Annotated in this window: 19 protein-coding genes; 15 read left to right on the forward strand and 4 right to left on the reverse strand. The window is 69.6% G+C overall.

The window, feature by feature from the left end; all coding sequences use genetic code 11:
- The 3 genes from ACZ7EC_RS24725 to ACZ7EC_RS24735 form a co-directional block, all read left to right on the forward strand.
- Positions 1-1,140 (forward strand): vitamin B12 dependent-methionine synthase activation domain-containing protein (locus tag ACZ7EC_RS24725; RefSeq protein WP_471065784.1); only part of this gene is annotated, 1,140 nt, incomplete at its 5' end.
- 183 nt (positions 1,141-1,323) lie between these two features.
- On the forward strand, positions 1,324-2,025 hold the full coding sequence (locus tag ACZ7EC_RS24730; RefSeq protein WP_471065786.1) for an HAD family hydrolase: 702 nt from the start codon (positions 1,324-1,326) through the stop codon (positions 2,023-2,025).
- Between the two features lie 437 nt (positions 2,026-2,462).
- Positions 2,463-4,067 (forward strand): ABC transporter substrate-binding protein, encoded by a 1,605-nt coding sequence (locus tag ACZ7EC_RS24735; protein WP_471065788.1) that lies wholly within the window; start codon positions 2,463-2,465, stop codon positions 4,065-4,067.
- A gap of 144 nt (positions 4,068-4,211) precedes the next feature.
- Here ACZ7EC_RS24735 and ACZ7EC_RS24740 read toward each other — a convergent pair whose 3' ends face one another.
- Both ACZ7EC_RS24740 and ACZ7EC_RS24745 read right to left on the reverse strand, forming a co-directional pair.
- A complete protein-coding gene (locus ACZ7EC_RS24740; protein WP_471065790.1) occupies positions 4,212-4,883 on the reverse strand; it encodes a response regulator in 672 nt (223 codons plus the stop codon).
- Positions 4,884-4,897: 14 nt separating this feature from the next.
- Positions 4,898-6,088 (reverse strand): RecB family exonuclease, encoded by a 1,191-nt coding sequence (locus ACZ7EC_RS24745; protein ID WP_471065792.1) that lies wholly within the window; start codon positions 6,086-6,088, stop codon positions 4,898-4,900.
- 180 nt (positions 6,089-6,268) lie between these two features.
- On the opposite strand from ACZ7EC_RS24745, the gene ACZ7EC_RS24750 reads away from it, so the two are divergent.
- The 3 genes from ACZ7EC_RS24750 (at position 6,269) to ACZ7EC_RS24760 (ending at position 9,565) form a co-directional block, all read left to right on the forward strand.
- Positions 6,269-7,783: a site-2 protease family protein gene (locus ACZ7EC_RS24750; RefSeq protein WP_471065794.1), complete on the forward strand. Its 1,515-nt coding sequence runs from the start codon at positions 6,269-6,271 to the stop codon at positions 7,781-7,783.
- A gap of 64 nt (positions 7,784-7,847) precedes the next feature.
- Positions 7,848-8,750: a tRNA (adenine-N1)-methyltransferase gene (locus ACZ7EC_RS24755; protein ID WP_111585200.1), complete on the forward strand. Its 903-nt coding sequence runs from the start codon at positions 7,848-7,850 to the stop codon at positions 8,748-8,750.
- Positions 8,751-8,986: 236 nt separating this feature from the next.
- Positions 8,987-9,565: a hypothetical protein gene (locus ACZ7EC_RS24760; protein ID WP_471065796.1), complete on the forward strand. Its 579-nt coding sequence runs from the start codon at positions 8,987-8,989 to the stop codon at positions 9,563-9,565.
- A 25-nt stretch (positions 9,566-9,590) separates the two neighbouring features.
- Here the strand turns inward: ACZ7EC_RS24760 and ACZ7EC_RS24765 are convergent, their stop codons facing one another.
- A complete protein-coding gene (locus ACZ7EC_RS24765; RefSeq protein ID WP_471066191.1) occupies positions 9,591-9,893 on the reverse strand; it encodes a ferredoxin in 303 nt (100 codons plus the stop codon).
- A 518-nt stretch (positions 9,894-10,411) separates the two neighbouring features.
- Here ACZ7EC_RS24765 and arc point away from each other — a divergent pair.
- From arc to prcA, 6 genes are all read left to right on the forward strand, one after another.
- Positions 10,412-12,178 carry a proteasome ATPase gene (gene arc / locus ACZ7EC_RS24770; RefSeq protein WP_471065798.1) on the forward strand — a complete coding sequence of 589 codons (1,767 nt, stop codon included), beginning with the start codon at positions 10,412-10,414 and terminating at the stop codon, positions 12,176-12,178.
- Between the two features lie 232 nt (positions 12,179-12,410).
- Complete coding sequence (gene dop, locus ACZ7EC_RS24775; protein WP_471065800.1) at positions 12,411-13,922, forward strand: depupylase/deamidase Dop; 1,512 nt, start codon at positions 12,411-12,413, stop codon at positions 13,920-13,922.
- 171 nt (positions 13,923-14,093) lie between these two features.
- Entirely contained in the window at positions 14,094-14,312 is a 219-nt protein-coding gene (locus ACZ7EC_RS24780; protein ID WP_016325855.1) for a ubiquitin-like protein Pup, read from the forward strand.
- Positions 14,313-14,350: 38 nt separating this feature from the next.
- Complete coding sequence (locus ACZ7EC_RS24785; protein ID WP_471065802.1) at positions 14,351-14,944, forward strand: endonuclease VII domain-containing protein; 594 nt, start codon at positions 14,351-14,353, stop codon at positions 14,942-14,944.
- Positions 14,896-15,741 (forward strand): proteasome subunit beta, encoded by an 846-nt coding sequence (gene prcB / locus ACZ7EC_RS24790; RefSeq protein ID WP_397986779.1) that lies wholly within the window; start codon positions 14,896-14,898, stop codon positions 15,739-15,741. Before ACZ7EC_RS24785 ends, prcB begins: the two co-directional genes overlap by 49 nt.
- Before the next feature lie 61 nt (positions 15,742-15,802).
- The gene (prcA, locus tag ACZ7EC_RS24795; protein WP_471065804.1) at positions 15,803-16,552 is read left to right on the forward strand and encodes a proteasome subunit alpha; all 750 of its coding nucleotides are present in this window, start codon (positions 15,803-15,805) and stop codon (positions 16,550-16,552) included.
- 57 nt (positions 16,553-16,609) lie between these two features.
- Here prcA and ACZ7EC_RS24800 read toward each other — a convergent pair whose 3' ends face one another.
- Complete coding sequence (locus ACZ7EC_RS24800) at positions 16,610-17,632, reverse strand: LacI family DNA-binding transcriptional regulator (RefSeq protein WP_471065806.1); 1,023 nt, start codon at positions 17,630-17,632, stop codon at positions 16,610-16,612.
- 120 nt (positions 17,633-17,752) lie between these two features.
- Between ACZ7EC_RS24800 and ACZ7EC_RS24805 the strand changes: the two genes are divergently transcribed.
- From ACZ7EC_RS24805 to ACZ7EC_RS24815, 3 genes are all read left to right on the forward strand, one after another.
- Positions 17,753-19,012, forward strand: coding sequence for an MFS transporter (locus ACZ7EC_RS24805; protein WP_471065808.1), 1,260 nt, complete (start codon positions 17,753-17,755; stop codon positions 19,010-19,012).
- A 9-nt stretch (positions 19,013-19,021) separates the two neighbouring features.
- Positions 19,022-20,383 (forward strand): Pup--protein ligase, encoded by a 1,362-nt coding sequence (gene pafA / locus ACZ7EC_RS24810; protein WP_397986783.1) that lies wholly within the window; start codon positions 19,022-19,024, stop codon positions 20,381-20,383.
- Between the two features lie 147 nt (positions 20,384-20,530).
- The gene (locus tag ACZ7EC_RS24815; RefSeq protein ID WP_471065810.1) at positions 20,531-21,532 is read left to right on the forward strand and encodes an FKBP-type peptidyl-prolyl cis-trans isomerase; all 1,002 of its coding nucleotides are present in this window, start codon (positions 20,531-20,533) and stop codon (positions 21,530-21,532) included.
- Positions 21,533-21,568: the final 36 nt, after the last annotated feature.

A 21,568-nucleotide genomic window follows, 5' to 3' on the forward strand; every position in this document is an offset into this window, starting at 1 on the left:
TCCGGGCTGCTGGTGAAGTCCACGGTGATCATGAAGGAGAACCTGGAGGAACTCAACCAGCGCGACCTGGCCGGCACCTACCCCGTCATCCTCGGTGGCGCCGCACTGACCAGGGCGTACGTCGAACAGGACCTCCACGAGATCTACCAGGGAGAGGTCCGCTACGCCCGTGACGCGTTCGAGGGTCTGCGTCTGATGGACGCGTTGATCGGCGTCAAGCGTGGCGTGCCCGGCGCGAAACTACCCGAACTGAAGCAGCGGCGGGTCCGTGCCACGGCGGCCGTGGAGGTGGTCGAGCGTCCGGAGGAGGGGCACGTCCGCTCCGATGTCGCCACCGACAACCCCGTGCCCGAGCCCCCCTTCTGGGGCACCCGTGTCGTCAAGGGCATCCAGCTCAGGGAGTACGCCTCCTGGCTCGACGAGGGCGCCCTCTTCAAGGGCCAGTGGGGACTCAAGCAGGTCCGCACCGGCGAGGGACCGTCGTACGAGGAACTGGCCGAGACCGAGGGCCGGCCCCGGCTGCGCGGGCTGCTGGACCGGCTCCAGACGGAGAACCTCCTCGAAGCCGCCGTGGTCTACGGCTACTTCCCCTGCGTCTCGAAGGACGACGACCTGATCGTCCTGGACGAGCAGGGCAACGAGCGCACCCGGTTCACCTTCCCCCGTCAGCGCCGCGGCCGGCGCCTGTGCCTGGCCGACTTCTTCCGCCCGGAGGAGTCAGGCGAGCGGGACGTCGTCGGCTTCCAGGTCGTCACCGTCGGCTCCCGCATCGGCGCGGAGACCGCCAAGCTGTTCGAGGCCAACGCCTACCGCGACTACCTCGAACTGCACGGCCTGTCCGTCCAGTTGGCCGAGGCGCTGGCCGAGTACTGGCACGCCCGCGTGCGCGGCGAACTCGGTTTCGGCGGCGAGGACCCCGCCGACATCGAGGACATGTTCGCCCTCAAGTACCGCGGTGCCCGCTTCTCCCTCGGCTACGGCGCCTGCCCCGACCTGGAGGACCGCGCCAAGATCGCGGACCTGCTGGATCCCGAGCGGATCGGCGTCCACCTCTCCGAGGAGTTCCAGCTTCACCCGGAGCAGTCCACGGACGCCATCGTGATCCACCACCCGGAGGCGAAGTACTTCAACGCCCGCTGAGGCATCCGCCGAGGGCATGGGGAACCGCCCTCCGGGCCACACCGGGGGTGCCATCCGGCATACCCCAGGTGACAAGCGGCAAACGAAGCGCTTCGCCGCACGGAGTCGTAGACTGGTCGGTCCACCGCAGGCCGGTTCCCGCACGGGAACCGGCCTGCACGTCCCTCAAGGAGGTGCGCCCGGATGACCAGCACGGTCCCCGCGCTCGGAACCCGTTCGGCCGAGGATTCCGCATTGCAAGCGGTCCTCCTCGACATGGACGGCACCCTGGTGGACACCGAGGGCTTCTGGTGGGACGTCGAGATGGAGGTCTTCGCCGCCCTCGGCCACACCCTGGACGACTCCTGGAAGCACGTCGTGGTCGGCGGCCCGATGACCCGCAGCGCCGGCTTCCTCATCGACGCCACCGGCGCCGACATCACCCTCGCCGAACTCAGCGTCCTGCTCAACGACGGCTTCGAGGCCCGCATCAGCACCGGCCTGCCCCTCAAGCCCGGCGCCGCCCGGCTGCTCGCCGAACTGCACCAGCACCGCATCCCCACCGCCCTGGTCTCCGCCTCCCACCGGCGCATCATCGACCGCGTCCTCGCCGTCCTCGGCCCGCACCACTTCGCCCTGTCCATCGCCGGCGACGAGGTCAGCCGCACCAAGCCCTTCCCCGACCCCTACCTCCTGGCCGCCGCCGGGCTCGGTGCCCACCCCGCCAGATGCGCCGTCGTCGAGGACACCGCCACCGGCGTCGCCGCCGCCGAGGCCGCCGGCTGCCGCGTCGTCGCCGTACCCTCCCTCGCCTCCATCGACCCGGCCGAACGACGCACCGTCGTCCCCTCCCTGGAACACGTCGACCTCGCATTTCTGCGCGGCCTGATGACGGAAATGCCCTAGCCGTTCACCCAGCGTGCAAAGGCCATTGGTCGCGGCGGTCGAATATCCGCGGAAGTACATCCCGCGGAATTCACGGCACGCCCGCACGGTCGAATTCGGCTACCACCCCGGACAGTGGAAGATGTGACGTTCGCCACCCGTCAAGCCCTCGACAAGAGCTGGCGAGTGTGCAGACCGCCCCGGTGCGACCGAGAGTGACGGGACCTTGTGTCCCGATTGATGAGACGCTGCACTAATCCTGCCGCTGTCGGGTTTTCGGTGTGTCCACGCCCGGTTTCACAGCGTGATGAAGAGTCAACTCACGCGGCTGTGAACGCCCCACGGGGTGCGGACTAATCTCATCGCGAGAACATCGCCGAAGAAACCCCCGTGCTCCGCCGCGCGCCACCCATGCACGCCGGAAACACGGACCCGAACAGCTCTGGAGAAACCCCCGCATGAACCGCAAGACTTTGGTGCTGCCGGCGGTGGCCGGCCTGCTCACCCCGGTCCTCGCCGCGTGCGGCGGATCGGGCAGCGGCAGCAAGGGCGGCGACGCCATCGTCGTCGGCACCACGGACCGGTTCACCGTCACCAAGGACGCCCCCGCGCCCATCGACCCGGCCTACGCCTACGACGTCGGCAGCTGGAACATCCTGCGCCAGACCGTCCAAACCCTCATGGCCGAGCCCAAGGGCGAGGGCGACCCGGTGCCGGACGCCGCCGAAAGCTGCGGCTTCACCGACAGCGGCAGCGAACGCTACGTCTGCAAGCTGCGCGAGGGCCTCACGTTCGCCAACGGCGACCCGGTGACCGCCCAGGACGTCAAGTTCTCCATCGAACGCGCCCTGCACATCAAGGCCGACAGCGGTGTCTCCTCGCTGCTGAACACCATCGACACCATCGAGACGCAGGGCGACCGCGAGGTCGTCTTCCACCTCAAGACGGCCGACGCCACCTTCCCCTACAAGCTGTCCACCCCGGTCGCGGGCATCCTCGACCCCAAGGACTACCCCAAGGGCTCCCTGCGCGACGGCTTCCACCTGGACGGCTCCGGCCCGTACACCTTCCAGCCCGAGGTCAAGAACGACGCGATCGTCAGCATCACCTTCACCAAGAACCCCCGCTACAAGGGGGCCCAGACGGTGAACAACGCCAAGGTCGTGCTGCGCTCCTTCGCCGACGCCGACGCCATGGGCGCCGCCATCGACAAGGGTGACATCGACGTCATGACCCGCACCATGTCGCCCGCCCAGATCCAGAAGCTGGACTCCGGCAGCGACGACAACGTCGACCTCGTCGACATGCCGGGCCTCGAGATCCGCTACCTCGCCTTCAACACCAACGCCCCCACGGTGAAGTCCAAGGCCGTACGCCAGGCCATGGCCCAGGTCATCAACCGCGGCGAACTGGTCTCCAAGGTCTACGGCACCGAGGCCGAGCCGCTCTACTCGCTGGTCCCCGCCACCGTCACCGGGCACTCCAACTCGTTCTTCAACAAGTACGGCAACCCCAGCGCCGCCAAGGCCAAGGACCTGCTCACCAAGGCCGGCATCACCACCCCGGTGAAGCTGACCCTGCACTACACCACCGACCACTACGGCTCCGCCACCAAGCAGGAGTTCGAGATCCTGCAGAAGCAGCTCAACGACACGGGCCTGTTCGACGTCACCATCCAGGGCCACCCCTGGGCCGCCTTCCGCCCCGCGGAGGAGAAGGGCCAGTACGACGTCTACGGCATGGGCTGGTTCCCCGACTTCCCGGACGCCGACAACTTCCTCGCGCCGTTCCTCGACAAGGACAACTTCCTCAGCTCGCCGTACTCCAACAGCGAGATCCAGCGCACCCTGATCCCGCAGTCCCGCCGCGAAGCCAACCGGCTCTCCGCCGCGGACAGCCTCACCAAGATCCAGGACATCGTCGCCGACGACGTCCCGGTGCTCCCGCTGTGGCAGGGCAAGCAGTACATCGCCGCCCGCGACGACATCACCGGCGTCTCCTACGCCGTCAACTCCTCCTCCACGCTCCAGCTCTGGGAGCTCGGCCGGGGCGTCAGCGGCTGACACACCGCCAGCGTCGGCACCGGCAACGGCGAAGGGCGCCCCTCTCCTCGCGGGAGAAGGGCGCCCTTCGCGTCGTACCGAACAGGCGTCGTATCGAACGGGCTGACGGGCCGCCGGCGACGGGCCGCCGGGACGCTCCGCGGCCTACTGCGCGCCGGGACGCACCAGACCGCTCTCGTACGCGTACACCGCCGCCTGCACCCGGTCCCGCAGACCCAGCTTGGTCAGCACATGCCCGACATGCGTCTTGACGGTCGTCTCGCTGACGAACAGATCCGCCGCGATCTCCGCGTTGGACAGCCCCCGCGCCACCAGCTTCAGCACCTCCACCTCACGGTCCGTGAGCGTGTGCAGGGTGTCCGGAACCGGCTCCTCGCCCGAGGGCAGATGCGTCGCGTACTTGTCCAGCAGCCGGCGCGTGACACTCGGCGCCAGCATGGCCTCGCCGTTCGCCACCACCCGGATCGCCTGCACCAGCTCGTCCGCCGGGGCGTCCTTGAGCAGGAAACCGCTGGCACCGGCGCGCAGCGCCTCCACCACGTACTCGTCCAGATCGAAGGTCGTCAGCACCAGCACCTTCGCCGGACCGTCCCGCTCCGGACCACTGATCTGCCGGGTCGCCTCCACCCCGTCCATCCGCGGCATACGGATGTCCATCAGCACGACGTCCGGTTGCAGGGCCCGCACCTGATCGAGAGCCTGAAGGCCGTCACCGGCCTCGCCCACGACCGCGAGATCCCGCTCGGCCTCCAGGATCATCCGGAAACCCGTACGCAGCAGGGGCTGGTCGTCGACCAGTAGGACGCGGATGGCCACGTGACACTCCTTCGCTAGTCCGCGCCCATTCTGCCCTGCGGCCCACCACCCGACTCCCGCACCCTCACCGGCAGCGGATACGGCGGGGGAGTGCCCCCGAACTCCGGGCAATGCGCCTGGTGATCGCACCAACCGCACAGCTTCGTCGGCCGCGGCCGCCACTCCCCGCTCTCCGTGGCCTCCCGGATGGCCTCCCACAGCGCGCGCAGCCTGCGCTCCATCCGCTCCAGGTCGGCGAGCACCGGATCGTACGTCCGCACCTCGCCGCTGCCGAGATACACCAGCTGGAGCCGGCGCGGCACGATCCCCTTCAGCCGCCACACCACCAGCGCGTAGAACTTCATCTGGAACAGCGCGCCCTCGGCGTACTCCGGCCGCGGCGCCTTGCCCGTCTTGTAGTCGACGATCCGCACCTCGCCGGTCGGCGCCACGTCCACCCGGTCGATGATGCCGCGCAACCGGGGCCCCGACTCCAGCTCGGCCTCCACGAACAGCTCCCGCTCGGCCGGCTCCAGCCGCGTCGGGTCCTCCAGCGTGAACCAGCGCTCCACCAGCCGCTCCGCCTCGCCCAGCCAGCGCGCCAGCCGCTGCCCGTCCGGATCGTCCGCGAACAGCTCGGCCAGCTCCGGGCGGCTCTCGCGCAGCCGCTCCCACTGGCCCGGCACCAGCGCCCTGGCCCGCGGCGCGGTCCGCTCCCCGGCGGGCACGTCGAACAACCGCTCCAGCACCGCGTGCACCAGCGTGCCCCGCGTCGCCGCCTCGCTCGGCTTCTCCGGCAGCCGGTCGATCACCCGGAACCGGTACAGCAACGGGCACTGCATGAAGTCACCGGCGCGGGAGGGGGAGAGCGAGGTGGGCGGCGCGGCCGGGCGGGGGGCGGGGACCGCGGGGGACACGGTGGCGCCACCGGCACCGGCACCCGTGGCCACGGTGGCTTCGCCGGTTCCGGCGGCTTCGGCAGCTTCGGTGGCCTCCGTGGGAGCCGGGCTCGGCGCCACCACCGCATCCGGCGCGGCCGAAGGACCCGGTACGGCCGCGGCGGCGGGCGGCTCCGCGTCCACGGCGCCCGCGGCCACGGCGCCCGCGTCCACGGCGGCCGTCACCACGGCGGCCGTCACCACGGCTGTCGTCGCGTCCGCCGCATGCGGATCCGTCGGCTCGGGACCGCACGCCGCGGCTCCCGCCTCCTCGAAGCTGGTGTCCATGTCCAGAAACCATACGGCCCACCACTGACAGTGACCCGCGCCACGGCCCGACCGGGCCGCCCGGCCACGGGGCGGACGCCAGGGGTGCCGGGGCGAAACGTGCCACCACGGCCGCATACCATCGATCAGAGACCCTTCCGCCCCAAGAGGCGCGGAAGACGCTTCGAACGAGGGGACACCGTGGACGTGAGCGGCGCGAGCGGGCAGCCGCGGTCCGGCGACGACCAGCCGACCGACCACCCCGCAGTCCCAACGCCCCCGCCGCCGGCCCCCGAGGGCCCGGCACCGACGCAGGACGGCCCCGGCACCACCGGGAAGGCCGCGCCGGACACCGGCACGCACCGGGGCGGTGCGGACGAGACCGGGACGGACCAGACCGAGGCGGACGAGACCGAGGCGGACAAGGCTCGCGGCGACACCCCCGGCGACCGCCCGCCCCACCCCGCCCCCGAAACCCACCGCACGCTCGCCCACACCGAACCCCACCCCGGCCCCCCCGCCGGCCCCGGCATCGCCAAGGGCGCACCCCCGCGGCCGCCCAAGGAACCCGGCGGCGGCATCCTCATGGGCCGCCCCTTCGGCGTGCCCGTCTACGTCGCCCCCAGCTGGTTCCTCGTCGCCGCCCTGATCACCTGGGTCTTCGGCGGACAACTCGACCGCGTACTGCCCGAACTCGGCGCCGCCCGCTACCTGGTCTCCCTGTTCTTCGCGGTCGCCTTCTACGCCTCCGTACTCGTCCACGAACTCGCCCACACCATCGCCGCGATCCGCTTCAAACTCCCCGTCCGCCGCATCCAGCTCCAGTTCTTCGGCGGCGTCTCCGAGATCGAGAAGGAAGCCGAGACACCCGGCCGCGAATTCGTCCTGGCCTTCGTCGGCCCCCTGCTCTCCCTCGTCCTCGCCGGACTCTTCTACCTCGCCATGAAGCCCGTGCAGCCCGGCACCGTCCCCGGCGTCCTCCTCGCCGGCCTCATGGTCTCCAACCTCATCGTGGCCGTCTTCAACCTCCTCCCCGGCCTCCCCCTCGACGGCGGCCGCATGCTCCGCGCCGTCGTCTGGAAGATCACCGGCAAACCCATGAGCGGCACCGTCGCCGCCGCCTGGGTCGGCCGCGCCCTCGCCGTCGCCGTCCTCATCGGACTGCCCCTGCTCAACTCCTCCGGCGCCCTCGGCGGCGGCACCGAGGACACCGGCGGCATGGACACCGTCACCGACGCCCTGCTCGCCGCCATCCTCGCCGCGATCATCTGGACCGGCGCCGGAAACAGCCTGCGCATGGCCAGGCTCCGCGAACACCTCCCCGAACTGCGCGCCCGCACCCTCACCCGCCGCGCCGTACCCGTCGAGACCGACACCCCCCTCTCCGAAGCCCTGCGCCGCGCCAACGCCGCCGGCGCCCGCGCCCTCGTCGTCGTGGACGCCGACGGCCACCCCCTCTCCCTCGTCCGCGAATCCGCCATCGTCGGCGTCCCCGAACACCGCCGCCCCTGGGTCCCCGTCGGGAGCCTCGCCCAGGACCTCACCGACGACATGCGCGTCTCCGCCGAACTCTCCGGCGAAGAACTCCTCGACGCCCTGCGCGCCGCCCCCGCCACCGAATACCTCGTCGTCGAGAACACCGGCGAGATCTACGGCGTCCTCTCCGCCGCCGACGTCGAACGCGCCTTCGTCAAAGCCATGGCCCGACCCGCCTGACCCGACCGCGGCCCCCACCCCGCGGCCGGTCAAGGCCCCGGCGGGAACCCGGTAGTCTGGTCACATGTCCGAACCGACCGGTGCCGCCCGCAGGCGCGGGCCCTTCAAGGTCGGGGACCAGGTACAGCTGACCGACCCCAAGGGCCGCCACTACACGTTCACGCTCGAAGCCGGAAAGAACTTCCACACCCACAAGGGTTCCTTCCCGCACGACGAACTGATCGGTGCTCCCGAGGGCAGCGTTGTCCGCACCACCGGCAACGTGGCCTACCTCGCGCTGCGCCCCCTGCTCCCCGACTACGTCCTGTCCATGCCCCGCGGGGCAGCCGTCGTCTACCCGAAGGACGCGGGACAGATCCTCGCCTTCGCCGACATCTTCCCCGGCGCCCGCGTCGTGGAAGCCGGCGTCGGCTCCGGCTCCCTCAGCAGCTTCCTGCTGCGGGCCATCGGCGACCAGGGCATGCTGCACTCCTACGAGCGCCGCGACGACTTCGCCGACATCGCCCGGCAAAACGTCGAACGCTACTTCGGCGGCCCCCACCCCGCCTGGCAGCTCACCGTCGGCGACCTCCAGGACAACCTGTCCGACACCGACGTCGACCGCGTCATCCTCGACATGCTCGCCCCCTGGGAATGCCTGGAAGCCGTCTCCAAGGCACTCGTCCCCGGCGGCATCCTGTGCTGCTACGTGGCCACCACCACCCAGCTCGCGCGCACCGTGGAATCCATCCGCGAGATCGGCTGCTTCAACGAGCCGACCGCCTGGGAGACCATGATCCGCAACTGGCACATCGAGGGCCTCGCCGTCCGCCCCGACCACCGCATGATCGGCCACACCGGCTTCCTGCTCACCGCCCGCCGCCTCGCCGACGGCGTCGAACCCCCCATGCGCCGCCGCCGCCCCGCCAAGGGCGCCTACGGCGAGGACTACGCCGGCCCCAACGCCGACGGCGGCACCGCCCGCTGAACCACCCCCACCCCGCACAACACCACGGCGCCGTGCCCCCGTTCCCCGGCCGATCCGGGAACTGGAGCACGGCGCCCACTCGTTGACAGGGCACCAGACTCCCGGAACACCGGCAACCCACCCCCGCGGGCCCGCCACCACCGGGAATCGGCACCCCACCGTTCCCCACGCCCTGTGACGTGTGGCACCATGCAGGCCACACCCCCCCGGCACAGCCCTCACAGGAGACACTCCTCGTGCAGCAATCCGCCGTTCCGGAGCTCGCTCACACCCACACCCGCCCCATCCACTGGCTCGCCACAGCCACCGCGCTCGCCGGCGTCGTCGCCCTCTCCTCCCTCGTACGCCCCGGACCGGCCACCGCCGCCCAGCCGCCCGCCCACAGCGCGGCCGCTCCCGGCACCGCCGCCGCACCCCCCGGCACCACCGGCGTCACCTTCCCCCTCGCCTGCGGACCCGAGAAGGCCATCGTCGTCAAAAAGGCCACCGGCGACCTCGACGGCGACGGGCGTCCCGAAACCACCGCCGTCGTCCACTGCGACAGCGCCATGGGCACCCCGCCCGACGGCGTCTACGTCCTCACCCGCGCCGCCGACGGCCACACCCCCCGCCTCGTCGCCACCCTCGTCGACCCCAAGGACCGCCTCACCGTCACCGACCTCGCGATACGCACCGGGACCGTCAGCGCCACCCTCCTCGGCTACTCCTCCGACGCCGTACCCCGCTGCTGCCCCGACACGAAGACCCCGGCCGCATGGCACTGGGACGGCAAAGCCTTCCTGCGCACCACCCCGGCCGGGGCCCACAGCGTCTGACGACACGATGTCCGGAAAACGCGGCTCACCCCGCGTCGGGACCGTAAACCTCCACCCCGTCCGAAACCCTCCGCACATGGATGCACTCACCAGGACACTCCCTGGCCGAATCCACCACATCCGTGAGCAACGGCAACGGCACCGGAGTCACCGCCCCCGCCTCCTGGAGCAGCTCGTCGTCCGCACCCTTCACATACGCCAGACCGTCGATGTCCAGCTCGAACACCTCCGGGGCGTACTGGGCACAGATCCCGTCGCCGGTACACAGGTCCTGGTCGATCCAGACCTCCAGCGCCTCCCCGGCCGGGGCCTCCTGCTGCACGGTCACCTCTCCTGACATCGGTACGCCGCACCCCGGCACGGCACACACCGGCCGGGACCACACCAGCGGCAGTCGAACACGCCCGACCCTACCCCCGCCCCCGCGACCGGCCACCTCCGGCCACCAACGGGTTTCCACCCCCACCGGCTCGGGTACGAGCGCTCGACCGGAAACAGCACGCCCCAGACCCCGTACACACATTTCCAGCCACCCGCACGATGACATCACCCCACCGCACCGTCGCTCTACGTGACGACCGCCCGAGCGGGCCCCGACCTGCCCAAGAACCCGCCCACCCGGCCCGGAGCCGACAACTCCGCCCGCCCCCGGAGGGTTTCGACCACGCCAACCAAGGAACAACCCGCTTCCCCATCACGTTGAGTGGGTATCCCCTCCGTGCGAGGGAGTGCGCACCGGGTGACCGACGACACACCTTGACAGTCAATGTGATCTAGGGGTTTCAATCGACACCCACCCAGGTAGGGTCTGGAAGCGTCCAGCTCCCCTTGGAGGAGGTGAGGACCGTGGCAGCCAACGACGACGACATGAACCGCGGCATCCGCTCGGGACGCGGGTCCGACGACCCGGCCGGGCAGATCGCCTACCTTGAGCAGGAGATCGCCGTCCTGCGACGCAAGCTCGCCGACTCTCCGCGGCACACGAGGATTCTCGAAGAGCGGATCGTCGAGCTACAGACCAACCTGGCCGGCGTGTCCGCCCAGAACGAACGACTGGCCAACACCCTCCGCGAGGCCCGCGACCAGATCGTGGCCCTCAAGGAAGAAGTCGACCGGCTCGCCCAGCCGCCGGCCGGCTTCGGAGTCTTCCTGCAAGCCAACGAGGACGGCACCGCCGACATCTTCACCGGCGGCCGCAAACTCCGTGTGAACGTCAGCCCCAGCGTCGACCTCGACGACATGCGGCGCGGCCAGGAAGTCATGCTCAACGAAGCGCTCAACGTGGTCGAGGCCATGGAATTCGAGCGCGTCGGCGACATCGTCACCCTCAAGGAGATCCTCGAGGACGGCGAACGCGCCCTCGTCCTCGGTCACACCGACGAAGAACGAGTGGTCCGCCTCGCCGAACCCCTCCTCGACGTCACCATCCGACCCGGCGACGCCCTCCTGCTCGAACCCCGCTCCGGATACGTCTACGAAGTCGTCCCCAAGAGCGAGGTCGAGGAACTCGTCCTCGAAGAAGTCCCCGACATCGGCTACGAAGCCATCGGCGGCCTCGGCAACCAGATCGAAGCCATCCGCGACGCCGTCGAACTTCCCTACCTCTACCCCGACCTCTTCAAGGAGCACGAGCTGCGCCCGCCCAAGGGCGTCCTGCTCTACGGCCCCCCCGGCTGCGGCAAGACACTCATCGCCAAGGCCGTCGCCAACTCGCTCGCCAAGAAGGTCGCCGAAGTCACCGGCCAGGCCGCCGGCAAGAGCTTCTTCCTCAACATCAAGGGCCCCGAGCTCCTCAACAAGTACGTCGGCGAAACCGAACGCCAGATCCGCCTCGTCTTCCAGCGCGCCCGCGAGAAGGCCAGCGAAGGAACCCCCGTCATCGTCTTCTTCGACGAGATGGAATCCCTCTTCCGCACCCGCGGCTCCGGCGTCAGCTCCGACGTCGAGAACACCATCGTCCCCCAGCTCCTCGCCGAGATCGACGGCGTCGAAGGCCTCCAGAACGTGGTCGTCATCGGCGCGTCCAACCGCGAGGACATGATCGACCCCGCCATCCTGCGCCCCGGCCGCCTCGACGTGAAGATCAAGATCGAACGTCCCGACGCCGAGGCCGCCAAGGACATCTTCGGCAAGTACCTCACCGAGCGACTCCCCCTCCACACGGACGACCTCGGCGAACACAGCGGCGACAAGAACGCCACGGTCCAGGCCATGATCCAGACCGCGGTCGAGCAGATGTACGCCGAATCCGAGGAGAACCGCTTCCTGGAAGTCACCTACGCCAACGGAGACAAGGAAGTCCTCTACTTCAAGGACTTCAACTCCGGCGCCATGATCGAGAACATCGTCGGCCGCGCCAAGAAAATGGCCATCAAGGACTTCCTCGAAAAGAACCAGAAGGGCCTCCGCGTCTCCCACCTCCTCCAGGCCTGCGTGGACGAGTTCAAGGAGAACGAAGACCTGCCCAACACCACCAACCCCGACGACTGGGCCCGGATCTCCGGAAAGAAGGGCGAGCGGATCGTCTACATCCGCACCCTCATCACCGGGAAGCAGGGCGCCGACACCGGACGCTCCATCGACACGGTGGCCAACACCGGTCAGTACCTGTAAAAGCGGGGCGGCTGCGGGTGCCCACGGCGGGTACCCGCAGCCGACTGCTTTTCCGGCCACGACCGGAGCAGGCAATGACGCAAATGATCTCCCCACCAGCGCAAAGGCGTTCTAGGCTCTTTCCTACCGCCGAGTCGCGCAGTGCGGGCACGGGCACCGCACACGCACCGGAGCGCCAGCGGTACGTGAGCGGCGCCCATCACCGAGGGCGCCGCCGGGCAAGGAGGGCCGCATGACCGTACGGCGAGTAATGGGCATCGAGACGGAGTACGGCATCTCCGTCCCCGGCCACCCCAACGCCAATGCCATGCTCACCTCGTCCCAGATCGTCAACGCCTACGCGGCGGCGATGCACCGGGCCCGCCGGGCCCGCTGGGACTTCGAGGAGGAGAACCCGCTACGCGACGCGCGGGGCTTCGACCTCGCGCGGGAGGCCGCCGACGCCAGCCAGCTCACCGACGAGGACATCGGCCTCGCCAACGTGATCCTCACCAACGGCGCCCGGCTCTACGTCGACCACGCCCACCCCGAATACAGCGCTCCCGAGGTCACCAACCCCCGCGACGCCGTCCTGTGGGACAAGGCCGGCGAACGCATCATGGCCGAGGCCGCCGAACGAGCCGCCCAGCTCCCCGGCGCCCAGCCCATCCACCTCTACAAGAACAACACCGACAACAAGGGCGCCTCCTACGGCACCCACGAGAACTACCTCATGCGGCGCGAGACCCCGTTCTCGGACATCGTGCGCCACCTGACGCCCTTCTTCGTCTCCCGCCAGGTCTTCGCCGGCGCGGGCCGCGTCGGCATCGGCCAGGACGGCCACGAACACGGCTTCCAGCTCAGCCAGCGCGCCGACTACTTCGAGGTGGAAGTCGGTCTGGAGACCACCCTCAAGCGCCCCATCATCAACACCCGCGACGAGCCCCACGCGGACGCCGAGAAGTACCGCCGCCTCCATGTGATCATCGGCGACGCCAACCTCTCGGAGATCTCGACCTACCTCAAACTCGGCACCACCTCCCTGGTCCTCGCCATGATCGAGGACGGCTTCATCGCCGTCGACCTGGCCGTGGACCAGCCCGTCCGCACCCTCCACCAGGTCTCCCACGACCCCAGCCTCAAGCACCTGGTCACCCTCCGCAGCGGCCGCACTCTCACCGCCGTACAGCTCCAGATGGAGTACTACGAGCTGGCCCGCAAATACGTCGAGGAACGCCACGGAACCGACGCCGACGACCAGACCAGGGACGTCCTCAGCCGCTGGGAGGACACCCTCACCCGGCTCGAGAACGACCCCATGAGCCTGGCCGGCGAACTGGACTGGGTCGCCAAGCGCGAACTCATGGAGGGCTACCGCCGCCGCGACGGCCTCGACTGGGACGCCGCCCGGCTGCACCTGGTCGACCTCCAGTACGCGGACGTGCGGCCCGACAAGGGCCTCTACAACCGCCTGGCGGCCCGCGGGCGGATGAAGCGGCTGCTGGACGAGTCCGAGGTCGAGCGGGCGCGTACGAAGCCGCCGGAGGACACGCGGGCCTACTTCCGCGGCCGCTGCCTGGAGCAGTACGCCGACGACGTCGCCGCGGCCAGCTGGGACTCGGTCATCTTCGACCTCCCCGGCCGGGACTCCCTCCAGCGCGTCCCAACCCTGGAACCGCTACGCGGAACGCGAAATCACGTCAAGGAGCTACTGGACCGCTGCCGTACCGCGGAAGACCTGGTCAGGGTGCTGTCGGGCGGGTGAGCGGGGCCAGGGGGGTACTCGGTGCGGTCCGTGGCGGCGGGTGGAAATCCCGCCGTCCGGGAATCATCGAGATGGCCCCCGTACGTTGGAGAAACTGCGGGGCCGATGTCGGACCCGGCTTGTAGGGTCTGATCATCACCGATCGGCAGGCTAACTGAGCGGGGTGAGGTTATGGCAACCAAGGACACCGGCGGCGGCCAGCAGAAGGCCACACGGTCCACCGAAGAGGTCGAGGAACAGGCACAGGACGCCCAGGCCTCGGAGGACCTCAAGGAACGACAGGAGAAGCTGTCGGACGACGTGGACTCCGTCCTGGACGAAATCGATGATGTGCTCGAGGAGAATGCCGAGGACTTCGTGAGGTCCTTCGTTCAGAAGGGTGGACAGTAGGCTTCGCCTTTTAAGTGAAGGCACTTCGGGGGATTGGCTTGGGAAGTGAAGAGGGCGTGAAGCGTTGCTCGCGGTGCAAGCAGTACAGGCCGCGGGCAGCGTTCGCGCGGAACAGGGCGATGCGAGACGGGCTTCAGTGCTACTGCCGGGAATGCGCGGCCGAGTATCACCAAGCCCGCCAACTGGCCAGGGGCAAGAACGTCCGCCCTCGGGTCGTGGCGCCCGAAGGGCACAAGTTCTGCCGTCGCTGCGGAGAAATCAAGCCGCACAGTGAATGGCATCGCAACGCGAGGGCGTCCGACGGCCTCTCGACGAGCTGCAAGGCCTGTCGGGCGGTCAAGGGGCGCGCGGACCACCTGAAGCGCCAGTACGGCCTCACCGAAGCCGAGCGGGATGCGATGGTCGCCTCGCAGCGGGGGTTGTGTGTGATCTGCCTGAAGGCTCCGGCCGCGCATGTGGATCACTGTCACAAGACGGGTAAGGTCCGTGGCGTACTGTGCTTCAACTGCAATTCGGCCATCGGCAAGTTGGGAGACGATCCCGACGCCGTACGCCGGGCCGCCGCCTATCTGGAAGGAATCTCGTGGAAGCCAATACTCGTGGCACCGGGCGTCTACCAGCTGCCTTCCTGACGCCCGGGTCGTCCTCCTTCATGGATTTCCTCGCCGGGCACCAGCCGGAGATGCTGCCGGGGAACCGGCAGCTGCCGCCGACGCAGGGAGTGATCGAGGCGCCGCACGGCACCACCATCGTGGCGGCGACCTTCCCCGGCGGCGTGGTGCTCGCCGGTGACCGCCGGGCGACCATGGGCAACATGATCGCGCAGCGGGACATCGAGAAGGTGTTCCCGGCGGACGAGTACTCCGCCGTGGGTATCGCGGGCACCGCAGGTCTCGCCGTGGAGATGGTCAAGCTCTTCCAGCTGGAGCTGGAGCACTTCGAGAAGGTCGAGGGCGCCCAGCTTTCCCTGGAGGGCAAGGCCAACCGGCTGTCGACGATGATCCGCTCCAACCTCGGCATGGCCATGCAGGGCCTCGCCGTGGTCCCCCTGTTCGCGGGGTACGACGTGGACCGGGCGAAGGGTCGGATCTTCTCGTACGACGTGACGGGCGGCCGTTCCGAGGAGCACCACTTCGCGGCGACGGGCTCGGGCTCGATCTTCGCCCGTGGCGCGATGAAGAAGCTGTTCCGTGACGACCTGACGGAGGAGCAGGCCACGACGCTGGTGGTCCAGGCCCTCTATGACGCGGCTGACGACGACTCGGCGACCGGTGGTCCCGATGTCGCCCGCCGGATCTACCCGATCATCACCGTGATCACCGAGGACGGTTTCCGCCGGCTCACCGGGGACGAGGCTTCCGAGATCTCGCGTTCGGTGCTCCAGCGCCGCCTGGAGGAGCCGGACGGTCCCAAGGCCGCTCTGCTCTGAGCGCGGCCCGGTTCTTGACAAGGTGATCACAGTGACCATGACAGAAAGGGACGGATAACCGGTGTCGACGCCGTTCTATGTCTCACCTCAGCAGGCGATGGCCGACCGGGCGGAGTACGCCCGCAAGGGCATCGCGCGTGGCCGCAGTCTGGTGGTCATGCAGTATGCCGACGGCATCGTGTTCGTCGGCGAGAACCCGTCCCGCGCGCTGCACAAGTTCAGCGAGATCTACGACCGGATCGGCTTCGCGGCGGCCGGTAAGTACAACGAGTACGAGAATCTGCGCATCGGCGGTGTCCGTTACGCCGATCTGCGCGGCTACACCTATGACCGGGACGATGTGACGGCCCGCGGTCTGGCCAATGTGTACGCCCAGACGCTGGGCACCATCTTCTCCTCGGCGGCCGAGAAGCCCTACGAGGTGGAGCTGGTGGTGGCGGAGGTGGGGGAGACCCCGGAGGGCGATCAGATCTACCGGCTGCCGCACGACGGCTCCATCGTGGACGAGCATGGTTCGGTCGCGGTGGGTGGCAATGCCGAGCAGATCAGCAACTTCCTGGACCAGCGGCACCGGGACGGGATGAGCCTGGCCGAGGCGCTGAAGCTGGCGGTGCAGGCGCTGTCGCGGGACACGAACGGCGGTGAGCGGGAGATTCCGGCCGAGCGGCTGGAGGTCGCGGTGCTGGATCGTACGCGTCCGCAGAAGCGGAAGTTCAAGCGGATCGCCGGCCGTCAGCTGGCGCGTCTGCTGGAGGCGGACGGTGCGGCCGCGGTGTCGGACGGCTCGGAGGAGTCCGACGACGCGGAGTAGTCCGCCGCCTTTCCCGCCTTGGAGTGCCCCGGCCGTTTCGGCCGGGGCACTCCGCGTTCAGCCGTGGTGGGGGCGTGGGGGTGCGGTGGAGCCGCGTACGACGAGGTGGACGGGGATGTCGCCCCCGGTGGGCGGGTGGCCTTCGAGGACGGCGAGCAGGGCGTGCATGCCGCGTTCGCCGAAGAGTTCGGCGTCGAGGTGGACGGTGGTGAGTTCGGGGTCGAGGGCGGTGGCGAGGGCGAGGTCGTCGAGGCCGGTGACGGAGAGGTCGTCGGGGATGCGCAGGCCGAGGCGGCGGGCGGCTTTGTAGGCGCCGGCGGCGAGTTTGTCGTCGTCGCAGACGATGGCGGTGGGGCGGGGGCCGGGGGCGGTGAGGGCGGATTCGGTGGCGGTGCGGGCGCCGTCGATGGAGATGGGTGCGCGGGCGGTGCGCAGTTCGGTGCCGGGGGTGGTGGCGAGGCGGGTGCGGAGTGCGTGGGCGCGGGCCTCGAAGGTCCAGGAGGGTACGTCGGCGGCGAGGTGCAGGACGTGGCGGTGGCCGAGGCCGAGGAGGTGGTCGGCGACCTGGCGGATGCCGTCGGCGATGTCGAGGTTGACGGTGGCGGCGCCGGGGCCGGCGGCGGGGTCGCTGTCGAGCATGACGAGGGGGAGGCGGTCGCCGCGGATGGCGGTGAGGGCGTCGGCGGCCATGGAGGAGGCGAGGACGCCGTCGAGGGCGGCCTGGGCGGAGGCGAAGGGGTCGCGGGCCGGGCCGATGCCTTCGGGGGAGGGGTAGAGGACGACGCCGAAGCCGTGCTGGGCGGCGACGCGGGCGGCGCCGGTGTAGACGCCGGCGAAGAATTCGGTGGTGAGGGCGGGGACGACGAGGAGGACGGTGCGGGTGCGGCCGAGCCGGAGGTTGCGGGCGGCGAGGTTGGGCCGGTAGTCGAGGGCGCGGGCGGCCTGGCGGACGCGTTCGGCGGTGGCCTCGGAGACGCGGCCGCGCCATTTGTCGCCGAGGACGAGGGAGACGGCGGCCTGGGAGACGCCAGCGGCGTGGGCCACGTCGCGGCTGGTGGGTCGGGTGCTGCTGCGTGCCACGGGTGGGGCTGCTCCTTCGCCTGGACGCCTGAACAGCGCACATGGTACGTATGGGAGAGGAAGTTATACGTAAAACTTGGGCGTCGAGGCGCCCGGTGCGAGCCAGGGAGGCGCCGCGACATGGCCACGGGTTATCTGGAGATACTCCGGGCGCGGCATGCGCTGCGGCTGCTGACGGGCACGTTGGTGGGCCGGCTGCCGAATGCGACGGCCCCGATCGCCCTGGTGCTGTTCGTGCGCGCCTCGGGCGGGACGTACAGCCTGGCCGGTGCGCTGGCGGCGGTGTACGGCGTGGCGAACGCGGTGGGGCAGCCGGTGCTGGGCCGGCTGGTGGATCTGTGCGGGCAGCCGCGGGTGCAGTTGCCCGCGGCGGTGCTGGCGGCGCTGTCGATGACGGTGTTCGCGTGCGCGGGGACGGATCCGCTGCCGCTGGCGTATGCGGCGGTGGCGGCGGCGGGGCTGTGCGCGCCGCCGCTGGAGGGCGGGTTGCGGGCGTTGTGGCCGTCGGTGCTGCGGGGCGAGGAGCAGGTGCACTCGGCGTACGCGATGGACGCGGTGGCCCAGGAGGTCATGTTCACGGTGGGGCCGTTGCTGGTGACGGTGTGCGCGGCGGTGTGGGACGCGCGGGCAGCGCTGCTGGTGCCGAATGCGCTGGGGGTGCTGGGCGCGCTGTCGGTGGTGGTGTCGGCGCCGTCGCGGGCGTGGCGGTCGGCGCCGCGGGAGGCGCATTGGCTGGGTGCGTTGCGTTCGCCGGGGCTGCTGGTGCTGCTGGGCGCGTTCCTGTTCGTGGGGATCGCGCTGGGTTCGATCACGGTGGCGTCGGTGTCGTACGCGGACGGTCATGGCGGGGACGTGGTGTACGGCTGGCTGATGGCGGGGCTGGGGCTGGGTGCGCTGGTGGGTGGTTCGGTGTACGGGGCGCGGCGGTGGGCGGGGGCGCCGGAGCGGCGACTGCGGGTGCTGGTGGCGCTTCTGGCGGTGTGTTATCTGCCGCTGATGCTGGTGCCGGGTGCGGTGGCGATGGTGGTGCTGTCGGTGGTGGCGGGGGTGTTCCTGGCGCCGTGTATCGCGTGTGCGTTCATCCTGGTGGACCGGTATGCGCCGCGGGGGACGGTCACGGAGGCTTTTTCGTGGCTGGTGACGACGTTCACGGTGGGTGCGTCGGTGGGGACGGGCCTTGCGGGGCCGGTGGTGCAGGCCGGTGGCACGGTGTGGGGTTTCGCGGTGCCGGGCGCGGCGGGGGTGGTGTCGTTGCTGGTGTTGCTGGCGACGGGGCGGGTCCTCGCAGCTCCTGTGCGGGGGGCGGTGGTTGCGGCTTCATCGGAAAATGATCCAAATCGTGCTGTCGAACCCCGTTTCAGCTCAACGGATCAGGCGTAATGTTCCCTCATGGACCGCCGCATTTTCGGGCTGGAGAACGAGTACGGCGTCACGTGCACGTTCAGGGGACAGCGCCGCCTGTCGCCTGACGAGGTGGCGCGGTACCTCTTCCGCCGTGTCGTGTCATGGGGCCGCAGCAGCAATGTCTTTCTGCGGAACGGCGCCCGGCTGTATCTCGACGTGGGTTCACATCCGGAATACGCGACACCCGAGTGTGACAATGTGATCGAACTGGTCACCCACGACAAGGCCGGCGAGCGCATTCTCGAGGGACTCCTGGTGGACGCGGAACGACGCCTGCACGAGGAGGGAATCGCGGGCGACGTCTACCTGTTCAAGAACAACACCGATTCGGCGGGTAACTCGTACGGCTGCCATGAGAACTATCTGGTGGCGCGGCACGGCGAGTTCTCCCGTCTCGCGGACATTCTGATCCCGTTCCTGGTCACGCGGCAGTTGCTGTGCGGCGCGGGCAAGGTGCTGCAGACGCCGCGCGGCGCCGTGTACTGCGTGAGTCAGCGTGCCGAGCACATCTGGGAGGGCGTGTCGTCGGCGACGACGCGTTCCAGGCCGATCATCAACACCCGTGACGAGCCGCACGCGGACGCGGAGCGTTACCGCCGCCTGCATGTCATCGTGGGCGACTCGAACATGTCGGAGACGACGATGCTGCTGAAGGTCGGCGCGACCGACCTGGTGCTGCGGATGATCGAGGCGGGCACGGTGATGCGGGATCTGACGCTGGAGAACCCGATCCGGGCGATCCGTGAGGTCAGCCATGACATCACGGGGCGGCGCAAGGTGCGTCTGGCCAGCGGCCGGGAGGCGTCGGCGCTCGAGGTGCAGCGCGAGTACTTCGACAAGGCGGTGGATTTCTGCGAGCGCCGCGGGATCCGTACGGGTACGGTCGCGCGGGTCCTGGAGTTGTGGGGCCGCACCCTGGACGCGATCGAGACGGAGGAGTTGGACCGGATCGAGACCGAGATCGACTGGGTGATGAAGTACAAGCTCATCGAGCGGTACCGGGCCAAGCACAACATGACGATGTCGCATCCGCGGGTCGCGCAGATAGACCTCGCGTATCACGACATCCACCGTCGGCGTGGGTTGTACTACCTGCTGGAGAAGAAGGGGCAGGCGGCGCGGGTCTGCAATGACGTGCGGATCTTCGAGGGCAAGTCGGTTCCGCCGCAGACGACTCGGGCGCGGTTGCGCGGTGACTTCATCCGGCGGGCGCAGGAGCAGCGCCGGGACTTCACGGTGGACTGGGTGCATCTGAAGCTCAACGACCAGGCACAGCGCACCGTGTTGTGCAAGGACCCGTTCCGTTCGGTGGACGACCGGGTGGAGAAGCTGATCGCCGGAATGTAGGCGTCGGTCGGGTTTCGGCGGGTGTGGCGTCGCGGTGGTGGAGTGCCGCGGCGCCACACGCGTGTCGTGCGTTTCGTGTGCGGCGCCCGTGTCGGTCGTAGAGTTGCGCGCACGTCATCCGCAAGACCGACCGATTACGAGGCTTCCGTGCGCCGACGTTCGCTTGTTCTCGCCGCCGTTCCCGCTGGACTGGTCACGCTCGCCGGGTGTGGTGGTTCGTCCGGTTCGAGCCGGGCCGGTGAGTCTCCGTCGCCTTCGGCGGCGAGTGTGCCGCCGCCGAAGATCGTGGACGGTCCGTTGCCGGCGATCACGGCGGGTCGGCGGTTCGGTGAGAAGCCGACCGTGGCCAAGGGGCCGGGGGCGCCGTCGAAGAATCTGGCGGTGCGGACGGTGATCGCGGGGACGGGTCGTACGGTCGCGGAGAACGACTTCGTCCAGGCGAACTATCTGGGTCAGATCTGGGACACCGGCAAGGTGTTCGACAATTCGTACGACCGGCATGCGCCGCTGGTGATGCAGTTGGCGCAGGGCAGTCTGATCGATGGCTGGCGCTATGCGCTGGCCGGGAGGAAGACGGGCAGCCGGGTGCTGATCGCGGTGCCGCCGGCCTGGGGTTATGGCAAGTCGGGCAATCCGCAGGCGGGGATCAAGGGGACGGACACGCTGGTGTTCGTGATCGATGTGATCGATTCGTTCAACTCGAAGAGTTCGGCGCGCGGCCGGGCCGTCCCGCAGAACGATCCGGCGCTGCCGAAGGTCTCCACGGTCACCAATGGCACGGTTCCGGTGGTGTCGGTGCCGCACTCGAGCCCGCCGGACAAGCTGGTCTCCACGTATGTGCTGGAGGGCGACGGTCCGCGGCTGAAGGCGGACCAGACGGTGCTGTGCCAGTTCCAGGGTCTGGTGTGGGAGGGCGGCAAGACGTTCCAGCGCACCTATGGTTCGGGGCGGCTGAGCCAGTTCTCGCTGGCGCAGATGCAGGACACGGTCAAGGGTCTGGCGCAGGGGCTGGTCGGCAAGAAGGTGGGCAGCCGGGTGCTGGTCGTGGTGCCGCCGCAGCTGGGGTACGGCGACACCCCGCCGAGCGGCGGCCCGATCGGCAAGGGTGCGACGCTGGTGTTCACGGTGGACATCCTGGCCGCGATGTAGCGGGGACCGGTGCCGGGCGGTTGGCGTGCGGAGATG

The organism is Streptomyces sp. NPDC037203, from assembly GCF_055605065.1.

Bases quoted from the DNA above. Each gene is read 5' to 3' on its own strand.
- ACZ7EC_RS24730 (WP_471065786.1), top strand. From the start codon at position 1,324: ATGACCAGCACGGTCCCCGCGCTCGGAACCCGTTCGGCCGAGGATTCC.
- ACZ7EC_RS24735 (WP_471065788.1), top strand. From the start codon at position 2,463: ATGAACCGCAAGACTTTGGTGCTGCCGGCGGTGGCCGGCCTGCTCACC.
- ACZ7EC_RS24745 (WP_471065792.1), bottom strand. From the start codon at position 6,088: ATGGACACCAGCTTCGAGGAGGCGGGAGCCGCGGCGTGCGGTCCCGAG.
- ACZ7EC_RS24755 (WP_111585200.1), top strand. From the start codon at position 7,848: ATGTCCGAACCGACCGGTGCCGCCCGCAGGCGCGGGCCCTTCAAGGTC.
- dop (WP_471065800.1), top strand. From the start codon at position 12,411: ATGACCGTACGGCGAGTAATGGGCATCGAGACGGAGTACGGCATCTCC.
- ACZ7EC_RS24780 (WP_016325855.1), top strand. From the start codon at position 14,094: ATGGCAACCAAGGACACCGGCGGCGGCCAGCAGAAGGCCACACGGTCC.
- ACZ7EC_RS24805 (WP_471065808.1), top strand. From the start codon at position 17,753: ATGGCCACGGGTTATCTGGAGATACTCCGGGCGCGGCATGCGCTGCGG.
- pafA (WP_397986783.1), top strand. From the start codon at position 19,022: ATGGACCGCCGCATTTTCGGGCTGGAGAACGAGTACGGCGTCACGTGC.